The organism is Syntrophomonas sp. (genome assembly GCF_028707975.1).
Classification (GTDB): Bacteria; Bacillota; Syntrophomonadia; order Syntrophomonadales; family Syntrophomonadaceae; genus Syntrophomonas.
Window position 1 is genome coordinate 1 of the sequence record NZ_JAQVZX010000048.1, and the last position, 15,764, is coordinate 15,764.

Below are 15,764 nucleotides of genomic sequence, written 5' to 3' on the forward strand. Positions count from 1 at the left end.
CGTCTGCAATCATAAGCTTCATCTTTTGTTTGATAATATCACTTACCGCTTCCATGAATTTCTGGGGGTTGTTTTTAAAATCCTCCAGCCTCCGGGCTTCAATTAGTATTCTCACGATGGTTCTTCGGGTCAGCCTGGTTTCATCCTGCAGATAACGCAGGATATCGGGCAAAGAGTGTTTGATATCTATCTGATCAAGCACTTTTACGCTGGTCAATTCTCCGGAAACGCCGGACTGTTTGATATCAATACGGGCACTTTCCTGAATCAAGCGAACTTGCGGTATGGCTGGCATTCCATTTATGGCATCCACACATTCTCGTACTAATTTTTCAATGTCCATAGCGATGGAATAAGTAGTGCGGTATTTTATACGGTTCCATAGGGATTCAAACTCCGGTCCCAGATAAACCCGTTTGTTCAACGTTGCAGTAACTTCCTGATTATAATTGCGTACCGGTATTTTATTTAGTGATTTGCGTATTACCTGCTTTATTTCCTGCTCCACATGCTTAAACTCTTCCGGTACAAGAAAGGTGTCACTGGCGATTTGTTCTTTCAATTCCTGCTTAACTTTTCCAGTCTTATAGATAAGCTCTTCTTCCAAAAGAAAGCCCCATAAATTTTCTGAAGCTTCGTAACCCAGGTTCTCTATCTTCCCGGAATCGTCAGTATAGGAGATGCCGGCAAAAGCATGTTTTTCGATAAAACCAAATTTTACTCCAGTTTCGGTTTCCATTTCGCTCTGCAGATTCTCCGCAAACTCGGCAAAAGATTCATTGGCCATAACGGTCAGGGTGTTAATCTGGGGGTCAAATATTCTTTCCCCCTCTTGATTGACGCAGAGGCGCAGGCCACGGCCAATCTTTTGCCGGCGGGTAAGGGTTTCCCGGGCTTCAATCAGGGTGCAAATCTGAAAGACGTTGGGATTATCCCAGCCTTCCTTCAGTGCTGAATGGGAAAAGATGAAACGCAAGGGGGTTTCAAAACTGAGCAGCTTTTCCTTTTCCTTCATTATCAGATTATAGGTGTCATGGTCGGCCAGAGTATCACCACGGGTATCCTTGATTCTTCCTTTTTTGTCAATGGAAAAATAACCATCATGAACTATGGATGGATCATCATTGAGCATATAATTATGGTCTTCAAAAAGGGTGCGGTATTTTGGCAGTTTAATAAGCCTGGCATATTCTTCTTCGAACATTATGGCATACTTACCCTTTTGGGGATTCCCGTCACTATCGTATATGCGGTAGTTGTCTACCCGGTCAATAAAAAAGAGGGAGAGGACTTTTATACCCTGAGGCAGCAAGCGCAGTTCCCGATCCAGGTGGTGTTTGATGGTAGCACTTATCTGGCCCCGTTTAATGTCGTCCTCACTGATGTTGCCCATTTCTTTTCCCAGGTGCAGATAACTGCCATTGGTGAATTCTGTCATCTCATTACCGGGATAACAGTCAATGTTATTGATAATATAACCGGAATAGATTTCTCTTTCCCCGGATATATCAAATAGGTCCTGCCCTACTCTAAGCGTTTTTTGTTTTCTTTGTACTACCCCGGAACGGTTCTTTATGTCAAGTTCCAGAACGGCCTGAAATCCATTGGTGTTTTTGACAGATACCAGACGAATATAAGGTCGGTTGAAGTTTCCGGCTTCCTTAATACTGTCTACCACAATTTCTTTCACCAATTTCTTCTGATAAGCATCTACCGGCCCCAGGCGGTACATCAGATTATAGGTCTCCACATGGGTGGCGGAATAGCGCAAAGTACAAAAGGGATTTAACGAGGCAATTGCTTCCTTGGCTTTATCGGTTCTGTCAACACTCTGTGGCTCATCAATTATCACAATGGGGTTAGTCTGTTGAATAAACTCTATGGGCTTGCGGCCATTCATACGGTCATGCTCACGGTGAATGATATTGGCCTTATTAGGTTTTTTGGGGTCCACCAAGCTCTTGCGGAAGGCATCGATATTTATAATCATAATCTGTATATTGGAACTGGTAGCAAAGGTTCTTAATTGGCCCAACTTGGAGGAATCATAGATAAAAAAGTCACAGTTGGCGCCTTCGTAAAGGCCCTTAAAATGTTCCTCCATAATCTCCAGGGACTTATTAACCCCTTCGCGGATAGCTACAGAAGGAACTACGATAATAAATTTGGTAAATCCATAAAGCTTATTAAGCTCATAGATAGTACGAATATAGACATAGGTTTTACCGGTACCAGTTTCCATCTCTACGGTGAAGTTGCGGCCCTGAATACCCATGCTTTTCGGTAAACCATTGCGCAGTTGAATGTGATTAATATTATCCAGAAGCTCATCATCGAGCAGGTCCAGTTTATTGGCATAGCCCAACTCGGTCTGATAAGCTAATTCACCCTGGTCGCCGCCGCTCATAGTAGCAGCAACTGAGAAATTAGCCTGTTTTACCGGTTGACCTTGAAAAATATCGGTTATTGAGGCGATGGCATCCAACTGGAATTGCTGGTCGGAATCAAATTTTAGTTTCATTACTTATCACCTCGCTATATGGTCCGGAAGTCTTTAATGCCGTATTTCTTTAACAGCTGCACCGCATTGGTTTTGACATTATCATCGGCAAAACCGGAATCGCGGAAAACTACCCGGGCTATTTCCTGACCGGATTGTTTCATATCGCCGATAGCTTCGATAAAGTCAAGGGTCAGTCCGTCTTCCAGACAAACAATCATGTAGCCCAGACCTACGGAATAGGCAGTCTTACCTGCTATCTGAATTTCTTCCAGGGGCATGGTCAGGTCTATACCGTATTTCAGCATAATCTCATATAGCATGTCCTCCTGAGTGCGGTCTTCTTTAATGGGATCGACCATCCCTTTTAGAGTTTCTTCCAGTTCTTCAACATCCGGGTCCCAGGCCTTGAGATTTGAGGTATCCAGCTTGAATACCTTAAAGCCTATATCCAGATTTTCAATGCCTTCTTTATCCTGGTTTTCTTCTTTTATCTTCTCACCGGCACGGCGGATTCGTTCTTTGCCAATCTCACAGATGTTTGAGAAGCCGGCTTTGTATGCTTCGGAGTTTTCATCACAGGCTTCAGGCAGCTGTACCATGATAAATTTGCGGGCGCCACCGTCCTGCTTATTTAGCTCAATTACAGCATGTGCAGTGGTAGCTGAGCCCGAAAAAAAATCAAGTATAATATCAGCTTTGTTTGTAGCACAGCATTTCACTAACTCAACCAAAAATGCGGTAGGTTTTGGATAGCTAAAATATGAATTGTCAACGATTTCTTTAAATTCAGTTGTTGCACTTTGATTCATGAATTCATTATCAGTGGCAAATAAACTATTAACCGGATTGTTTTTATTTTTAGCCTCATTTTTATATCTTTTAAAGATAAAACCGCGTTCACTCTCATTGTAATCAGTCTTGAATTTGATTTTGCCTTTTTCAATGTATTTTTTCAGAGAATTTTCTGAGAAAGCCCAATACCTTCCTTTGGGCGGATAATCTACCCGGTTAGTAAAAGGATTTGTAATAGGAAAATAGGTTGAATCTCCACCACTTTTTGCACTTGGATCACCGGAGCACCACTCACCTAAAGAATCATTATCCGGATTTGAATAATTCTGAAATTCTTTTTCTTTACCTGATAGATATACATTAAATTTATTTTTTGCATATATATACAAATTCTCATGTTGCAAGTTAAAACCATTTCCGTTATCACCAGTCATAGATTTTGTTTTACGGATTATTTCACCGATAAAATTACTCTCTCCGAAAATTTCATTGCAAATCTTCTTCAAGTTCTCAGCTTCATGATCATCAATACTAATAAAAATAACACCATTATCAGTTAATAAATTTCTCGCTAGTCTTAATCGCGGGTACATCATGTTTAACCAATCTGAATGATATCTTCCTGCCATAGATGGGTTTGCTTTCATTGCCTGTTCAGTTTTCTCTTTGAAATTCTTAACATTATCTTTAAAATCATCTTTATAAATAAAATCATTCCCCGTATTATAAGGCGGGTCTATGTATATCATCTTTACTTTCCGATGATAAGCCTTCTGCAATAGCCGCAATACCTCCAGGTTATCTCCTTCTATGTACAGGTTTTTAGTAGTGTCCCAGTCCTTGCTGGATTCTTTATCCGGACGTAGTGTTCCCGTAGACTGCTGCTGGGCCAATCGGATACAGTCGCTCTTACCCGGCCAGGTGAACTCATATTTCTCTTTGCCGGTATCAACTTCATCACCGAGCAGGAGCCGGAGCCGGTCAAAATCAATTTTCCCTTCGCTTACAGCCTCGGGGAAAAGCTTCTTGATTTCATCAATATTGCGCTGAACTAAATCCACAGTCTTACCGTCAAGTTTATCCATTCTTCTTTAGCACACCTCTCTTAATTGGGTTATTAAAACATCCAGTTGCTGCTGGAGCTGTATCGTTCCGATATCCGCTTACAAGCTGAAGAGTACCTGAAGGAAATCCTGGAGCAAAAGCTTAATGGTATACCGTTAATAAATATAGTATAAGCAATTCATCATTGGAGCGCACGCAAAATCCCAATAAATAGGGCTCCCTCAACACTGTACAACGGTCATAACCATCCAAAAGTTATATAAAACTTGTCCCAGAATACATATTCTAAGCAATAAAAAACCCTTGCCTAATTTTTAAAGCAAGGACTGAATTTTGCTAGATTCATCTATGGGTATCCTTTGGCTCATCATCGGCATAATGCAGCTTGTATTTGTGTGGACTGCTGCCGCCAGTGTTTGGAACATCCTCTTTTCTATCAGAGGTTACGCTCTGTGAAAAGTATCTATGCTGGCAATCCTGAAATCGTGCCCTGGTATGACGGCCGACAAAACTGGTTAATTGCCTTTGCGATTGTGAACCTGGTCCTGGGAGGCGTGGTTGGCGTCTTCCTGGTCGCATTCGATTGGTGGGTCAGGGACTTTGTCCTGAAGAATAGAGCAGTGTTTGAAGGATCTCCTGAAAAGGCCTAATAAAAATAAGCCCTGGCCATGAGTGGTTGGGCTTTGGAAGGAGGCGTTGCCTTGCCTGTTTATAAAGATGAAAAAAGAAGGACCTCATTGATTCTAAAATTCTTCCGGCTTTTAAGGATTTGCCTGTCAATGCTATAACAGCAGCGACGGTGCGTAAATGGCAGAATGAGCTCCTGGATAATGAGGCCGAGTATGCTCCTACGTACCTAAAAACGATAAATAATCAGCTGTCGGCTATTTTCAATTATGCCCGCCGGTACTATGGCCTGTTTGTTAATCCTGCAGCTGTGGCCGGATCCATAGGTAAAAAGAACGCAGAGGCTATGCAGTTCTGGACAACCGATGAATTTCAGCTCTTTGCTGAAGCTGTCTTGGATAAGCCTGCGGCCTATGCTATTGCCATTCTGCTGCCACGGGTAAAATTCAAGCCTCTGAAACCCTTTATTTCACCGGGTTCAGGGGCATTTTAGCGTCTACTCCCACTCGATGGTTCCGGGAGGCTTGGAAGTAATGTCATAGGCCACCCGGTTGACACCAACTACTTCGTTGACAATACGGCGCGCCATTATATCCAGGAGATCCCAGGGAAGTTGGGCCACTTCCGCCGTCATAGCATCTTCACTGATTACGGCCCTAATAATTATGGGATAGGCATAGGTACGAGCATCACCCATTACACCCACACTCCTTACCGGGGGCAGAACGGCAAAAGCCTGCCAGATTTCTCTTTCCAGACCGGCCTTTTTTATTTCATCGCGGACAATCGCATCGGCTTCCCGTAATATATCCAGTTTTTCAAAGGTAACTTCCTCCAGCACCCTTACCCCCAGACCAGGCCCGGGAAACGGCTGGCGCCATAGAATCTCCGCGGGGATGCCCAGCTTTTCTCCTACAAGGCGGACTTCATCTTTAAAGAGCAAGCGCAAGGGTTCAATCAGCTGGAAATCCATATCCTCTGGCAAGCCCCCTACATTATGGTGGCTTTTTATGGTCTGTGCGGTGCTGGTGCCGCTTTCCGCAATGTCCGGATAAATGGTTCCCTGAACCAGATAGTCTATTTCTCCCAGTTTGGCTTTCTCTTCCTCAAAGATACGGATAAACTCTTCCCCGATAATCTTGCGTTTCCTCTCCGGCTCGGTAATTCCAGCCAGTTTGGCCAGAAATCTTTCGCTTGCATCTACAAAAACCAGGTTCATCTTCATTTCTTTGGCAAAAGTATCGATTACCTGACTAGCTTCACCTTTTCTTAACAGGCCATTATCCACAAAAACACATAGCAGTTGCTCTCCCACGGCCTGGTGTACCAGGGTAGCTGCCACGGAAGAATCCACACCTCCGCTTAAGGCACAAAGAACTCGCTTCTTTCCTACTTTGTTTTTGACCTCCGCAATGGCTTCACGGATAAAATCACTGAGGTCCCAATCTCCTCGAAGGCCACAAATCTCAAACAAGAAATTTCTTAATATATCCATACCATAGGTACTATGTCTTACCTCAGGAAGAAACTGCACCCCGTAGAGCCGGCGCTGCGGGTCACTGATAGCTACTATAGGACAATTAGCGGTCCTTGCGGTTATTTTGAAGCCTTCGGGTACGCTAATAATAGCATCCCCATGGCTCATCCATACCTGCATTTCGTCAGGAAGGTCTTTAAATATTTCGTCCTCCCCCAGGAGCTGTAAAACAGCCTGGCCATATTTCCGCAAGGAAGAGGGTTGAACCTTCCCGCCCATTTGCTCGGCCATTAACTGCATACCATAACAAATGCCCAGAACGGGAATACCCAGAGAAAAAACCCGGGGATCGCAATGCGGAGCCGCGCTCCCGTGAACGCTGGCCGGACTTCCCGTCAATATTATCGCCTGAGGTTCTTTAGCCACTATTTCTTCGTAGCTAGTATCATAAGGAAGCATTTCGCTATAAACTGATAGCTCTCGAACCCGGCGGGCAATTAGTTGGTTATACTGTCCTCCAAAATCTAGGACCACAACCGTTTCTTTCTTCATTTATCCACCTCTAATTTTCGTAAACTGCAGGTTTTAAAACACATACAGCCGGATAATGCCGGTATTGTTCCGCATAATCCAAACCGTAACCCACCACAAATTTATCCGGAATGGTATATCCTACATAATCGGGATGAATATCCGTTTTTCGCCGGGATGGCTTGTCTAGTAGACAGGCAATCTTCAAACTGCGCGGATTCCTATTTCTCAAGATTTCACAAATATATTTTAAAGTTAAACCAGTGTCAACTATATCCTCAACAATGAGGACATCCCTATCTTTTATGGAATATTCCAGATCCTTGACAATTCGCACCTCGCCTGAAGAGGAAGTTGAGATGCCGTAGCTGGAAACATCCATAAAATCAAGCTCCACCGGAACTTCCATTTCCCTGATTAAATCAGCCATAAAAACAAAAGCGCCCTTTAATATTCCTACAACCAGCAAATCCCGGCCTTTATAATCCCGTGATATTTGTTTTCCCATTTCTGCGACTTTTTGCTTCAAGGTTTCCCGATCAAATAAAACTTCAACCTTTACCAGATCCAATGTAAATCCCTCCCTATAAAGTGGATTATAGCAACTTGAAGGGAAAGGTGCAATTAAATCGAGAATTAAGGCAAAAAGCTATCGATTAGCTAGAAAGCAGGATAATTAGTCCTGCTTTCTTTGCTCTCACAGATCCGTACGTACGTTTTCCGTATACGGCTCCTGAAACCTCTCACCCAACTACTCTCTGTAGTTCGACAACAACCCAACATCGTAGCTGCATAGATCAATGAGACTAAGATCGTGAAAGTACTGATTCGGCATCAGTAAATGGATGATCTGCACTTTGGAGTTCTTCCATCTGCGGACATCCATCTTCTCCTGAATCGGCAATCCTTTTCGTCCATCGGCTCGGCAACATGCCGCGCAAACAAAAAACAGGGGCCTTAAGCCCCTGCCGTCATAATCTTTTAATTTTTTTTGGCACTACTGGTATCCGGTGGTCTAATGTCAATTTTTTTATTCCAGTCTGAAAATTCTACCTTAAGGTTTAACCTGGTATCAGGTGCTTTCTTATTTACGGCTGTTAAGGCCGCTTTTTTGACCACCCTTTCCTTGTAATCCAACCACAAGCTATACTCAAAGCCCTTCCACAGACTTTCCAATAACTGGCTTTCGATTGAAGGCCTGCAACCCACTACCAAACACTCTACACCATCTACCTCTTCAAACCTCAACTTTTCTACCGCAGCTATCTGTTTAAATCTAAAGTTGGACAGGGGATTGAGTTCTGAAATGAGCAATTCCTCGGACTTATTGGCATCACTTTCAATTACCAGCCATTTCTGGGAAAAAGCATCGTAATTGTAGATAGTGCGGTCGATATAGTAAATATCAATAGCTGTGTTAACCATCTCCCCCTTTATATGCGTATTTGCACCACTCTTTTCTCCTTTTACCTGGCTTATCACCTCCTTCCGTTCTGCCACGGTAAAGCTTGAAGTCAGCTGATAGCGATAGCTATCGATGGTGGCCATCTTCTTTATAGTGGCTTGAAGTTCGATCTGCGGATCCAGTTGGGATTTTATATAATATTCTTCTATGCTGCGGGCTGAAGCGGCTAATCCCAATAATAGCAAAGTCATTAAGATAATAATGGTCCAGCGGCTTCGCTTCACTTTATTCACCCCCCAGAATGATCTGACAACTATTTTCTTGAAGAGTAATACATTTTATTAAGCAAAAAGAGTATATATGCCGCCATCAGGAGAAGAATTTTATTCCAAGGCAAAGACTTCTAAGGCCAGGATTATCTATTACAGAAAAGTGAGGAGCAAATGGTTGCGGTTTGCTGATGCTAGCAACTGTCTGGCGCGCTAATCACCTGGAGGGAATATGCTTTTCCTCCTATAACTAGCCAGAGATAATATTGTATACTATTTGTCAGAACTGAAGCATAACTTTTGATCCCGCATGAAATCAGGGGTGTAAGGTTTTTTCAAATAATTTTTTCGCAAAACACAGCTGGACTTACCCAAAATAGTATGTTATGGTAGCCTTAGAAAGGTAGGTTGAGCACCTATGGATGAGATTATCATGACATTCTCCGGAAAAGATTTTACCTCTGAAGACATAGAACTTATTAAGTGGACTAGGAAAAAATACCCACGACTATCAAGAACAGAATTAGCACGAACCATATGTGAGTTTTTAGATTGGAGTACGCCAGCAGGAATAGCTAAAACACCTCAAAGTGTATCTTTTCTTGAAAAATTAGAAGAAGCCGGCCTAATCGAACTTCCGCCGTTAGATACATCAAGAATAAGGCATAGGAATAGGAATGCAAAAATACCAAACTTTAATATAGACACCACTCCGATCACAGGTGACTTAAAGGACCGATTACCGATTAATCTTGAAATAGCACGAGCAGGTGTGGAATTTAAGCTTTGGAGAAGATACATTAATGATTATCACATGATCGGCGATAAACAAGTCTTTGGTTCACAATTATCCTACTTTATTAAATCAAAAGAGGCGATCTTGGGCTGTTTACAGTTTTCCGCATCCTCTTGGGCCTTGGGATCTCGGGATGAATGGATTGGCTGGAATGTTCAGGATAGAAAGCAACGCTTGCATCTTATCGTGAATAACAGCCGATTTCTAATACTACCCTGGGTAAATATTAAAAACCTAGCCAGCAAAGTATTATCAATAGCAATAAAACAGATACAAGAAGACTGGCTGCGGAAATATTGTTACGCACCCGTGCTTTTAGAAACCTTTGTAGATACGTCTCACTTTGCAGGCACATGCTATAAAGCTTCAAACTGGATCTATCTTGGTGAAACGCAGGGTCGGGGTAGAATGGACCGAAAAAAAGAGTATAGCCTATCTAGGAAGGCGATTTACATGTATCCCCTCCAAAAAGACTTTAAGGATTGCCTTAAGGGGATTAAGCCCTGCAAAACGGTGAATCCCGATGACTAGAGCAGAAAAACGGTAAGAGAAACGGGCCCAAGAAGAAGAACTCAAGCAGAAAAAGCTTGAAGCTCAAGGATTTGCGTTTTCAACCCAGAAATATGGAGAGAAACAGTCCATAGCTAATAGGAAGTACTTCATAAAGTGATGTGTTGCGTTGGTATAAATTTGATTATTTGCAAATTATTATTTATGAAATTTTTGAATTCGGCATAATATTGAAGACCTGTTAGCCGATGAAAAATATTATGCTTCAGCTCTGACTATTTGTCCCCTATATTTACTATGTTCGGCTAATCTGCTATAATTCTCACGGTATTTGTTGTATAAAGCAAAGGAGGCTTTATAAGTGTTTGAGCGTTTTGACGAAGCACTGGATTTTTGCAATGAACAAGCTATCAGAATGATTGATTTCAAGATAATAGACCTGCTGGGAAGGTGGCACCACCTGAGCATCCCCGTGGGCCGTTTCAAACCGGAAATTTTGGAATACGGCATCGGTTTTGATGGTTCCAATTATGGTTTTGCCCCGGTAGAAAACAGCGATATGGTATTAATCCCTGACATCAGCACCGCCGTTTATGACCCCTTCACCGATGTCCCCACCCTCAGCATGATAGGCGATATCTTCGTTATAGCTCAACCGGAAAACTACCGTTTTGACCAGGATCCGCGCAGCATAGCGGTTAAAGCAGAAGAATATATGAAGTCCACCGGCATCGCTGATGAGTTGAGAATCGGGCCGGAATTCGAGTTTCATGTTTTTGACCATGTCAGTTATGAATGTTCCCCGCAGAAGAGTGGTTTTACTATAGATGCTGAACAGGCCATATGGAACAGCGGAGACAACGAGAACCAGAATCTGGGCTATAAAATCCCGCTGAAAGGCGGCTATCACATAGCTCCCCCGCAGGATATACTCTATGATCTGAGGGCCCGCATGTGCCTGTTGATGGAAGAAAGCAATATCCCGGTCAAATACCACCATCACGAAGTAGGTGGTCCGGGACAGATAGAAATCGAGGTGGAGTTTGGTCCCCTGCGGGAAATGGCGGATAGAACCATGCTGGCCAAGTATCTCATTAAAAACCTGGCTTTTCAGGAAGGTAAAACCGTAACCTTCATGCCCAAGCCCATCTTTGCCGAAGCCGGCAACGGTATGCATGTACACATGCACCTTTTCAAAAATGGAGAACCGCTGTTCTACGATGCCCATGGCTATTCCAACCTGAGCCAGTTGGCTTTAAATTTTATTGGTGGTATCCTGCAGCATGCCCCGGCCTTGCTGGCCTTTACCAATCCCAGCACCAATTCTTACAAGCGCCTGATCCCGGGCTATGAAGCTCCGGTAAGCGTTTGTTTCGCCACCGCCAATCGCAGTGCGGTAATCCGGGTGCCGGCTTACGCCAAAACCCCTTATCATAAACGCTTTGAATTTCGCTCTTCCGATGCCACCTGCAATCCCTACCTGGCTTACTCCGCCATTTTGATGGCCGGGCTAGACGGTGTGCAAAAGAAGATAGACCCTGTAGCCGCAGGCTTTGGCCCCTACGATATGAACCTCTATAAGCTGCCGCCGGAAGAACAGGCCCGGATAAAATCCCTGCCCCGTTCACTGGATGAGGCCCTGAATGCCCTGGAAAAGGATTATGAATTCCTGCTTCATGGGGGGGTATTCCCCCGGCGCCTGATAGAGATATGGATTGAAAATAAGCGCAGGGAAGCTCGAAAGGTTAATGAAATCCCCCATCCCATGGAGTTTGAGCTGTATTACGACCTGTAGCTTGAAAAACAGCATTTAAGTATGTTTGTTCCCAGAATAAACTCCCCTACCGCTGATTCCTCCAGATAGTTTAGACCGACGGCACAGCATAACAGGTCGGCAGGTCCACCGCCGAGAGCTGTCGGCGCCAGGCCCATAGCGGTGGCTACCAGGGCCACCAGGCACAGGGTTTGGTAGAGTGCCCCCCCATCCTTCAGGATAAGGCTGTAAGCCATTGATTAGTATTTCCACGCCACCCGCTGGAAACGACCATATAATTGTTGCAGCCTTAAATTAAACAGTAAACGCGAACATGTTAAACTCACCCCCCTCTCTTCCGAAAGCCCATCCCCGCCTTTCCTGGCAAAATTTGCTCACCATAGCAGGATTAGTTGAATTCCATATAGAAATGCTTTTTTGTAGTCAATAATCAGATTTTTTCCTGTTCCCAGCTCCAAATGACAGGCCTGAACATATTGGGGAAGGTGTTACAAGATAAGCGAGATCATAGATCTGTTAATTAATTTAACTAAAAATATGGCCGTCGTTATCGTGCTAGCTTATGTATTAACCCGAACAAAAGTGTTTGCAACCATGATGAAGAAACAGGCCATGAATTGGCGGCAACAGGCTGGCTTGATTCTGGTTTTTGGAATATTTTCTATCTTTGGCACTCTGAGCGGAATCAATATAAACGGCGCTATTGCCAATATCCGCGATCTGGGTCCTGCAATTGCCGGACTAGTAGGGGGTCCTCTGGTAGGTTTTGGTGCCGGATTGATCGGTGGAATGCATCGTTACAGTTTGGGTGGGCTTACGGCCCTGCCCTGTTCCGCAGCTACCGTTCTGGCCGGGCTGGCCGGGGGCTTGATTAATCAATTCCATAAAAGAGAATTCATCACTATCCAGGGAGCGGTCATATTCATGGCCTTTTTTGAAGCTTTTCATATGGGCTTGAATCTACTAATGGTAAAACCCTTCGATCAAATCTATGTAATCATTAAAAACGTGAGCCTGCCGATGATCTGTACCAACGCCCTGGGGATGGGAATTTTTGTTTTTATAATTCATAACCTGGTCCGGGAAAAAGAAACACAAGAACAAAAAGAATTAATTGAAAGCGAGCTGACCGTGGCCCGCGAGATTCAGATGAGTATTATTCCCAAAATCTTCCCGCCTTTTCCCGAACGGCTGGAATTTGACCTCTTTGCTGTTCTGGAACCGGCCAAGGAAGTAGGAGGAGATCTCTATGACTATTTCCTCCTGGATAATGATCATCTCTGTTTCACCATTGGCGATGTGTCAGGTAAAGGAGTTCCAGCATCCCTGTTTATGGCGGTTACCAAGACGCTGATCAAGGCCAAGGCGGATATCCGGCTGGAACCGGATGAGATCCTCTATGCGGTAAACAACGAGCTCTGTGCAGATAATGATTCGGGGATGTTTGTGACTGAATTCCTGGGGATATTAACCATTTCCAGCGGCGAAATCGTTTATAGCAATGGAGGGCATAACCTGCCTTATATACTTCGTAAAGAGGGAACAATAAAAATGCTGCCCCGCATGGCAGGAATGGCCCTGGGGGTTATGGAAGAAATACCTTATAACCAGGCCAGAGTGAAATTGAATCCCGGAGACAGTCTGGTGATGTATACGGATGGCGTAACCGAAGCCATGAATGAAAGCGGAAAACTCTTCGGGGAAGAAAGACTAGAAAAAATCCTGGTGGGACTCACCAACCATACTGCCCGCGAAGAGGTGGAAGCCATTATGCGCACTACCCGTGAGTTTGTGCAGGAAGCCAAGCAGTCCGATGATATTACCATACTGGTTCTGCAATTTACAGGGGGAAAGTAAATGGAATATCGTTTGAAAAATGAGCTGGAAGAGATTCGATTACTGGCAGAGGCAATAGAGCTCTGGGGAAAGGAAAACGGGATTCCGGGAAAAGCCCTCTTTCAACTCAACCTGGCCCTGGATGAATTACTGACCAACACTATCACTTACGCTTATCCTGAAGGTGGGGAACATGAGATCCTGCTGCGGCTGGTACCGGAGGGGGAGAAGGAGTTGCAGATCGAGATTCGTGACGATGGCCTGGCTTTTAACCCGCTGGAGGTTAAGGCCCCGGATATCAAGCAGGATATCGACGAACGACCCATCGGCGGCCTGGGGATTCACCTGGTCCGGCAGATGATTGATGAGATTGAGTACCGGCGGGAAAACGGGCAGAATATTCTGCTTATGAGGAAAAGTTTAAACTAACATAACTGTTAAATGGAGGAGGATATACAGTGGATATCAAAGAAGCGAAAAAAAACAACGCCACGCTCATAATGCTTGAAGGAAGATTGGATTCCAGCACTTCCGGAATGCTGGAGAAAAAGCTCTTATCCTTGATGGAGACCGGGGAGAAAAACTTCCTGCTGGATTTTTCCGGAATGGATTACATAAGCAGCGCCGGGCTGCGGGTTTTATTAATGGCCGCCAAGAAGAGCAAAACAGCCGGGGGCAAAGTGCTGCTGTCAGCACTGACTGACAATGTCAAAGAAGTGTTTGATATCGCAGGATTTACCGGCATTTTTACCATCTTTGCCACCGCGGAGGAAGCCCTCAAGGACTTCTAGAAAGTGCTATTATAACCAGTTTAAATGGGGAGGGACATAGTGACAGCAAACCCGCATGACAGATTTTTTTGCCATGCGGGTATTGTTATTGGTAAATTTTGAGATTGCAATGTGGATTAAAAAAATATTTCCTAACAATATTTCTGTATAATGACTATTCCTTGGAGATAGAGGGGACAGCTCCCTTGTCCCGACAAACAGCCAGTATATCCTTTTAATTTGAACGAATTTTTCTTAGCTCAATGAAAATTTGGTAATATCCATGATTATCGAAGGCCTGCTAGCCTAACCGCAACACATCCTATTCTGCCAGCACATTAATGCTACCTACTTTGCCGTATGTTTTAGTTATGGATTTAACTGACATGTTCACCTTGCCGTCCTGCTCCATTATTTCATAGAAGTCAGGGAACTGCTTGCGCGGCAGGATTGCGGTCAGCACCAATCGTTCCTTGCCCCCCATACCATAGCCCAGGGTAGTGGTTATTGAATATCCCTGCTCTCGCAGGTTGTCCGCCAAAATCTTGCCTTCTTCGGGATGTTTATAAACATCTATTTCAAGCAGGCCAAACGCCAGCTTCTTTTCAATTTTATTGGCCAAAAATACTCCGGACAACCTGCCTAAAGCAAAGGCCAGTATATATCCGTAACCGGAAGAAGTCGCAATCAACTTGAAAGCATAAACAAATACCAGGGCATCGATAAAAGTAATTACATAAACAGGCTTGATCGTCTTTTGCGCCAGGAAGGATGTTTTTAAGTTTCCCATACAAGTGCTAAACAGGTTTAAGCCAAAGATTATTAATGAATCTAATATAAAAGTTGACATGTTTTTTCCCTCCTTTCTGCCAAAATAAAATGCCCCTGTCCGAGCAACAGGAGCACTGCTTTAGTTTTCCTTGTGGTGTAAAGACTGTTATTATTGTTACATTATTTTCACTTTTTGTCAAGTAGAAGCACTAAACCGACGGGTTTCTTCAGAGTAGCCAAGCCTGGGAAGCAGGGTTCTTGCTTCATCATATTCAAAATTAGAAGACCTTTGCAGTAGCCTTTCAATCAATTTTTCTCGTTTGGTCATATCCATAAATCTTTCCGTATTTTATCTAACCAGATTATACAAAAAAATGAACCCTCATTGCAAATAACGTACAGTTGCAATGAGGGGACCCTGGGTTTTTTGCTTTCGCTTGACATAAAAATGCTTTGTGTGTATTATGCAATATAGTACACATGGTACACGCGAATTTTTTATTTTGCAGTAGGAGGTGATTATTATTATAAGTATAGATTTGAAAGATCCCAGACCAATTTTCAAGCAGGTTCGAGATGGACTGAAAAAATTGATCATCTGCGGCATATTAAAACCAGATGAGAAAATTCCTTCTGTA

The 15,764-nt window shown here is 43.7% G+C and carries 13 protein-coding genes and 1 pseudogene; 7 read left to right on the forward strand and 7 right to left on the reverse strand.

All coding sequences use genetic code 11. The annotated features are described in order from the left end of the window. Together PHP87_RS07530 and PHP87_RS07535 are read right to left on the reverse strand one after the other, a co-directional pair. Positions 1 to 2,521: DEAD/DEAH box helicase family protein (locus PHP87_RS07530; protein WP_299920075.1), on the reverse strand; the 2,521-nt coding region annotated here is incomplete at its 3' end. A gap of 14 nt (positions 2,522 to 2,535) precedes the next feature. Beyond that, the gene (locus PHP87_RS07535) at positions 2,536 to 4,380 is read right to left on the reverse strand and encodes a site-specific DNA-methyltransferase (protein WP_299920077.1); all 1,845 of its coding nucleotides are present in this window, start codon (positions 4,378 to 4,380) and stop codon (positions 2,536 to 2,538) included. Between the two features lie 432 nt (positions 4,381 to 4,812). On the opposite strand from PHP87_RS07535, the gene PHP87_RS07540 reads away from it, so the two are divergent. After that, complete coding sequence (locus PHP87_RS07540; protein WP_299920078.1) at positions 4,813 to 5,010, forward strand: hypothetical protein; 198 nt, start codon at positions 4,813 to 4,815, stop codon at positions 5,008 to 5,010. A gap of 83 nt (positions 5,011 to 5,093) precedes the next feature. Then, positions 5,094 to 5,480 (forward strand): annotated as a pseudogene (locus PHP87_RS07545) (hypothetical protein); the annotation flags it as partial. Between the two features lie 3 nt (positions 5,481 to 5,483). On the opposite strand, the gene guaA reads toward PHP87_RS07545, so the two are convergent. The 3 genes from guaA to PHP87_RS07560 all read right to left on the reverse strand — a co-directional run bounded on the left by guaA (position 5,484) and on the right by PHP87_RS07560 (position 8,684). Beyond that, positions 5,484 to 7,016 carry a glutamine-hydrolyzing GMP synthase gene (gene guaA / locus PHP87_RS07550; RefSeq protein ID WP_299920080.1) on the reverse strand — a complete coding sequence of 511 codons (1,533 nt, stop codon included), beginning with the start codon at positions 7,014 to 7,016 and terminating at the stop codon, positions 5,484 to 5,486. 10 nt (positions 7,017 to 7,026) lie between these two features. Next, positions 7,027 to 7,566 carry a hypoxanthine phosphoribosyltransferase gene (gene hpt / locus PHP87_RS07555; RefSeq protein ID WP_061214035.1) on the reverse strand — a complete coding sequence of 180 codons (540 nt, stop codon included), beginning with the start codon at positions 7,564 to 7,566 and terminating at the stop codon, positions 7,027 to 7,029. Positions 7,567 to 7,976: 410 nt separating this feature from the next. After that, a complete protein-coding gene (locus tag PHP87_RS07560; protein WP_299920084.1) occupies positions 7,977 to 8,684 on the reverse strand; it encodes a hypothetical protein in 708 nt (235 codons plus the stop codon). 403 nt (positions 8,685 to 9,087) lie between these two features. On the opposite strand from PHP87_RS07560, the gene PHP87_RS07565 reads away from it, so the two are divergent. Both PHP87_RS07565 and glnA read left to right on the forward strand, forming a co-directional pair. Beyond that, positions 9,088 to 9,996, forward strand: a complete 909-nt coding sequence (locus PHP87_RS07565; RefSeq protein WP_299920086.1) for a Druantia anti-phage system protein DruA — start codon at positions 9,088 to 9,090, stop codon at positions 9,994 to 9,996. Between the two features lie 340 nt (positions 9,997 to 10,336). Continuing rightward, positions 10,337 to 11,770, forward strand: coding sequence for a type I glutamate--ammonia ligase (gene glnA, locus PHP87_RS07570; protein WP_366942902.1), 1,434 nt, complete (start codon positions 10,337 to 10,339; stop codon positions 11,768 to 11,770). On the opposite strand, the gene PHP87_RS07575 is transcribed toward glnA, so the two are convergent. After that, complete coding sequence (locus tag PHP87_RS07575; protein ID WP_299920088.1) at positions 11,758 to 11,985, reverse strand: hypothetical protein; 228 nt, start codon at positions 11,983 to 11,985, stop codon at positions 11,758 to 11,760. The genes glnA and PHP87_RS07575 overlap by 13 nt on opposite strands. A gap of 358 nt (positions 11,986 to 12,343) precedes the next feature. On the opposite strand from PHP87_RS07575, the gene PHP87_RS07580 reads away from it, so the two are divergent. Genes PHP87_RS07580 through PHP87_RS07590 form a run of 3 tightly spaced genes read left to right on the forward strand, consistent with a single transcriptional unit; the run spans position 12,344 to position 14,376 of the window. After that, complete coding sequence (locus PHP87_RS07580) at positions 12,344 to 13,606, forward strand: SpoIIE family protein phosphatase (RefSeq protein ID WP_299920090.1); 1,263 nt, start codon at positions 12,344 to 12,346, stop codon at positions 13,604 to 13,606. Then, positions 13,607 to 14,014, forward strand: a complete 408-nt coding sequence (locus PHP87_RS07585) for an ATP-binding protein (protein ID WP_299920092.1) — start codon at positions 13,607 to 13,609, stop codon at positions 14,012 to 14,014. A 29-nt stretch (positions 14,015 to 14,043) separates the two neighbouring features. Beyond that, positions 14,044 to 14,376 carry an STAS domain-containing protein gene (locus PHP87_RS07590; protein ID WP_299920094.1) on the forward strand — a complete coding sequence of 111 codons (333 nt, stop codon included), beginning with the start codon at positions 14,044 to 14,046 and terminating at the stop codon, positions 14,374 to 14,376. Between the two features lie 301 nt (positions 14,377 to 14,677). On the opposite strand, the gene PHP87_RS07595 is transcribed toward PHP87_RS07590, so the two are convergent. Continuing rightward, positions 14,678 to 15,205 carry a hypothetical protein gene (locus PHP87_RS07595; protein ID WP_299920095.1) on the reverse strand — a complete coding sequence of 176 codons (528 nt, stop codon included), beginning with the start codon at positions 15,203 to 15,205 and terminating at the stop codon, positions 14,678 to 14,680. Positions 15,206 to 15,764: the final 559 nt, after the last annotated feature.

What these genes read in the sequence shown, in the direction of transcription:
- PHP87_RS07535 (WP_299920077.1), bottom strand. Translation starts at nt 4,380, where the DNA reads ATGGATAAACTTGACGGTAAGACTGTGGATTTAGTTCAGCGCAATATT.
- guaA (WP_299920080.1), bottom strand. Translation starts at nt 7,016, where the DNA reads ATGAAGAAAGAAACGGTTGTGGTCCTAGATTTTGGAGGACAGTATAAC.
- PHP87_RS07565 (WP_299920086.1), top strand. Translation starts at nt 9,088, where the DNA reads ATGGATGAGATTATCATGACATTCTCCGGAAAAGATTTTACCTCTGAA.
- PHP87_RS07575 (WP_299920088.1), bottom strand. Translation starts at nt 11,985, where the DNA reads ATGGCTTACAGCCTTATCCTGAAGGATGGGGGGGCACTCTACCAAACC.
- PHP87_RS07580 (WP_299920090.1), top strand. Translation starts at nt 12,344, where the DNA reads ATGATGAAGAAACAGGCCATGAATTGGCGGCAACAGGCTGGCTTGATT.
- PHP87_RS07585 (WP_299920092.1), top strand. Translation starts at nt 13,607, where the DNA reads ATGGAATATCGTTTGAAAAATGAGCTGGAAGAGATTCGATTACTGGCA.
- PHP87_RS07595 (WP_299920095.1), bottom strand. Translation starts at nt 15,205, where the DNA reads ATGTCAACTTTTATATTAGATTCATTAATAATCTTTGGCTTAAACCTG.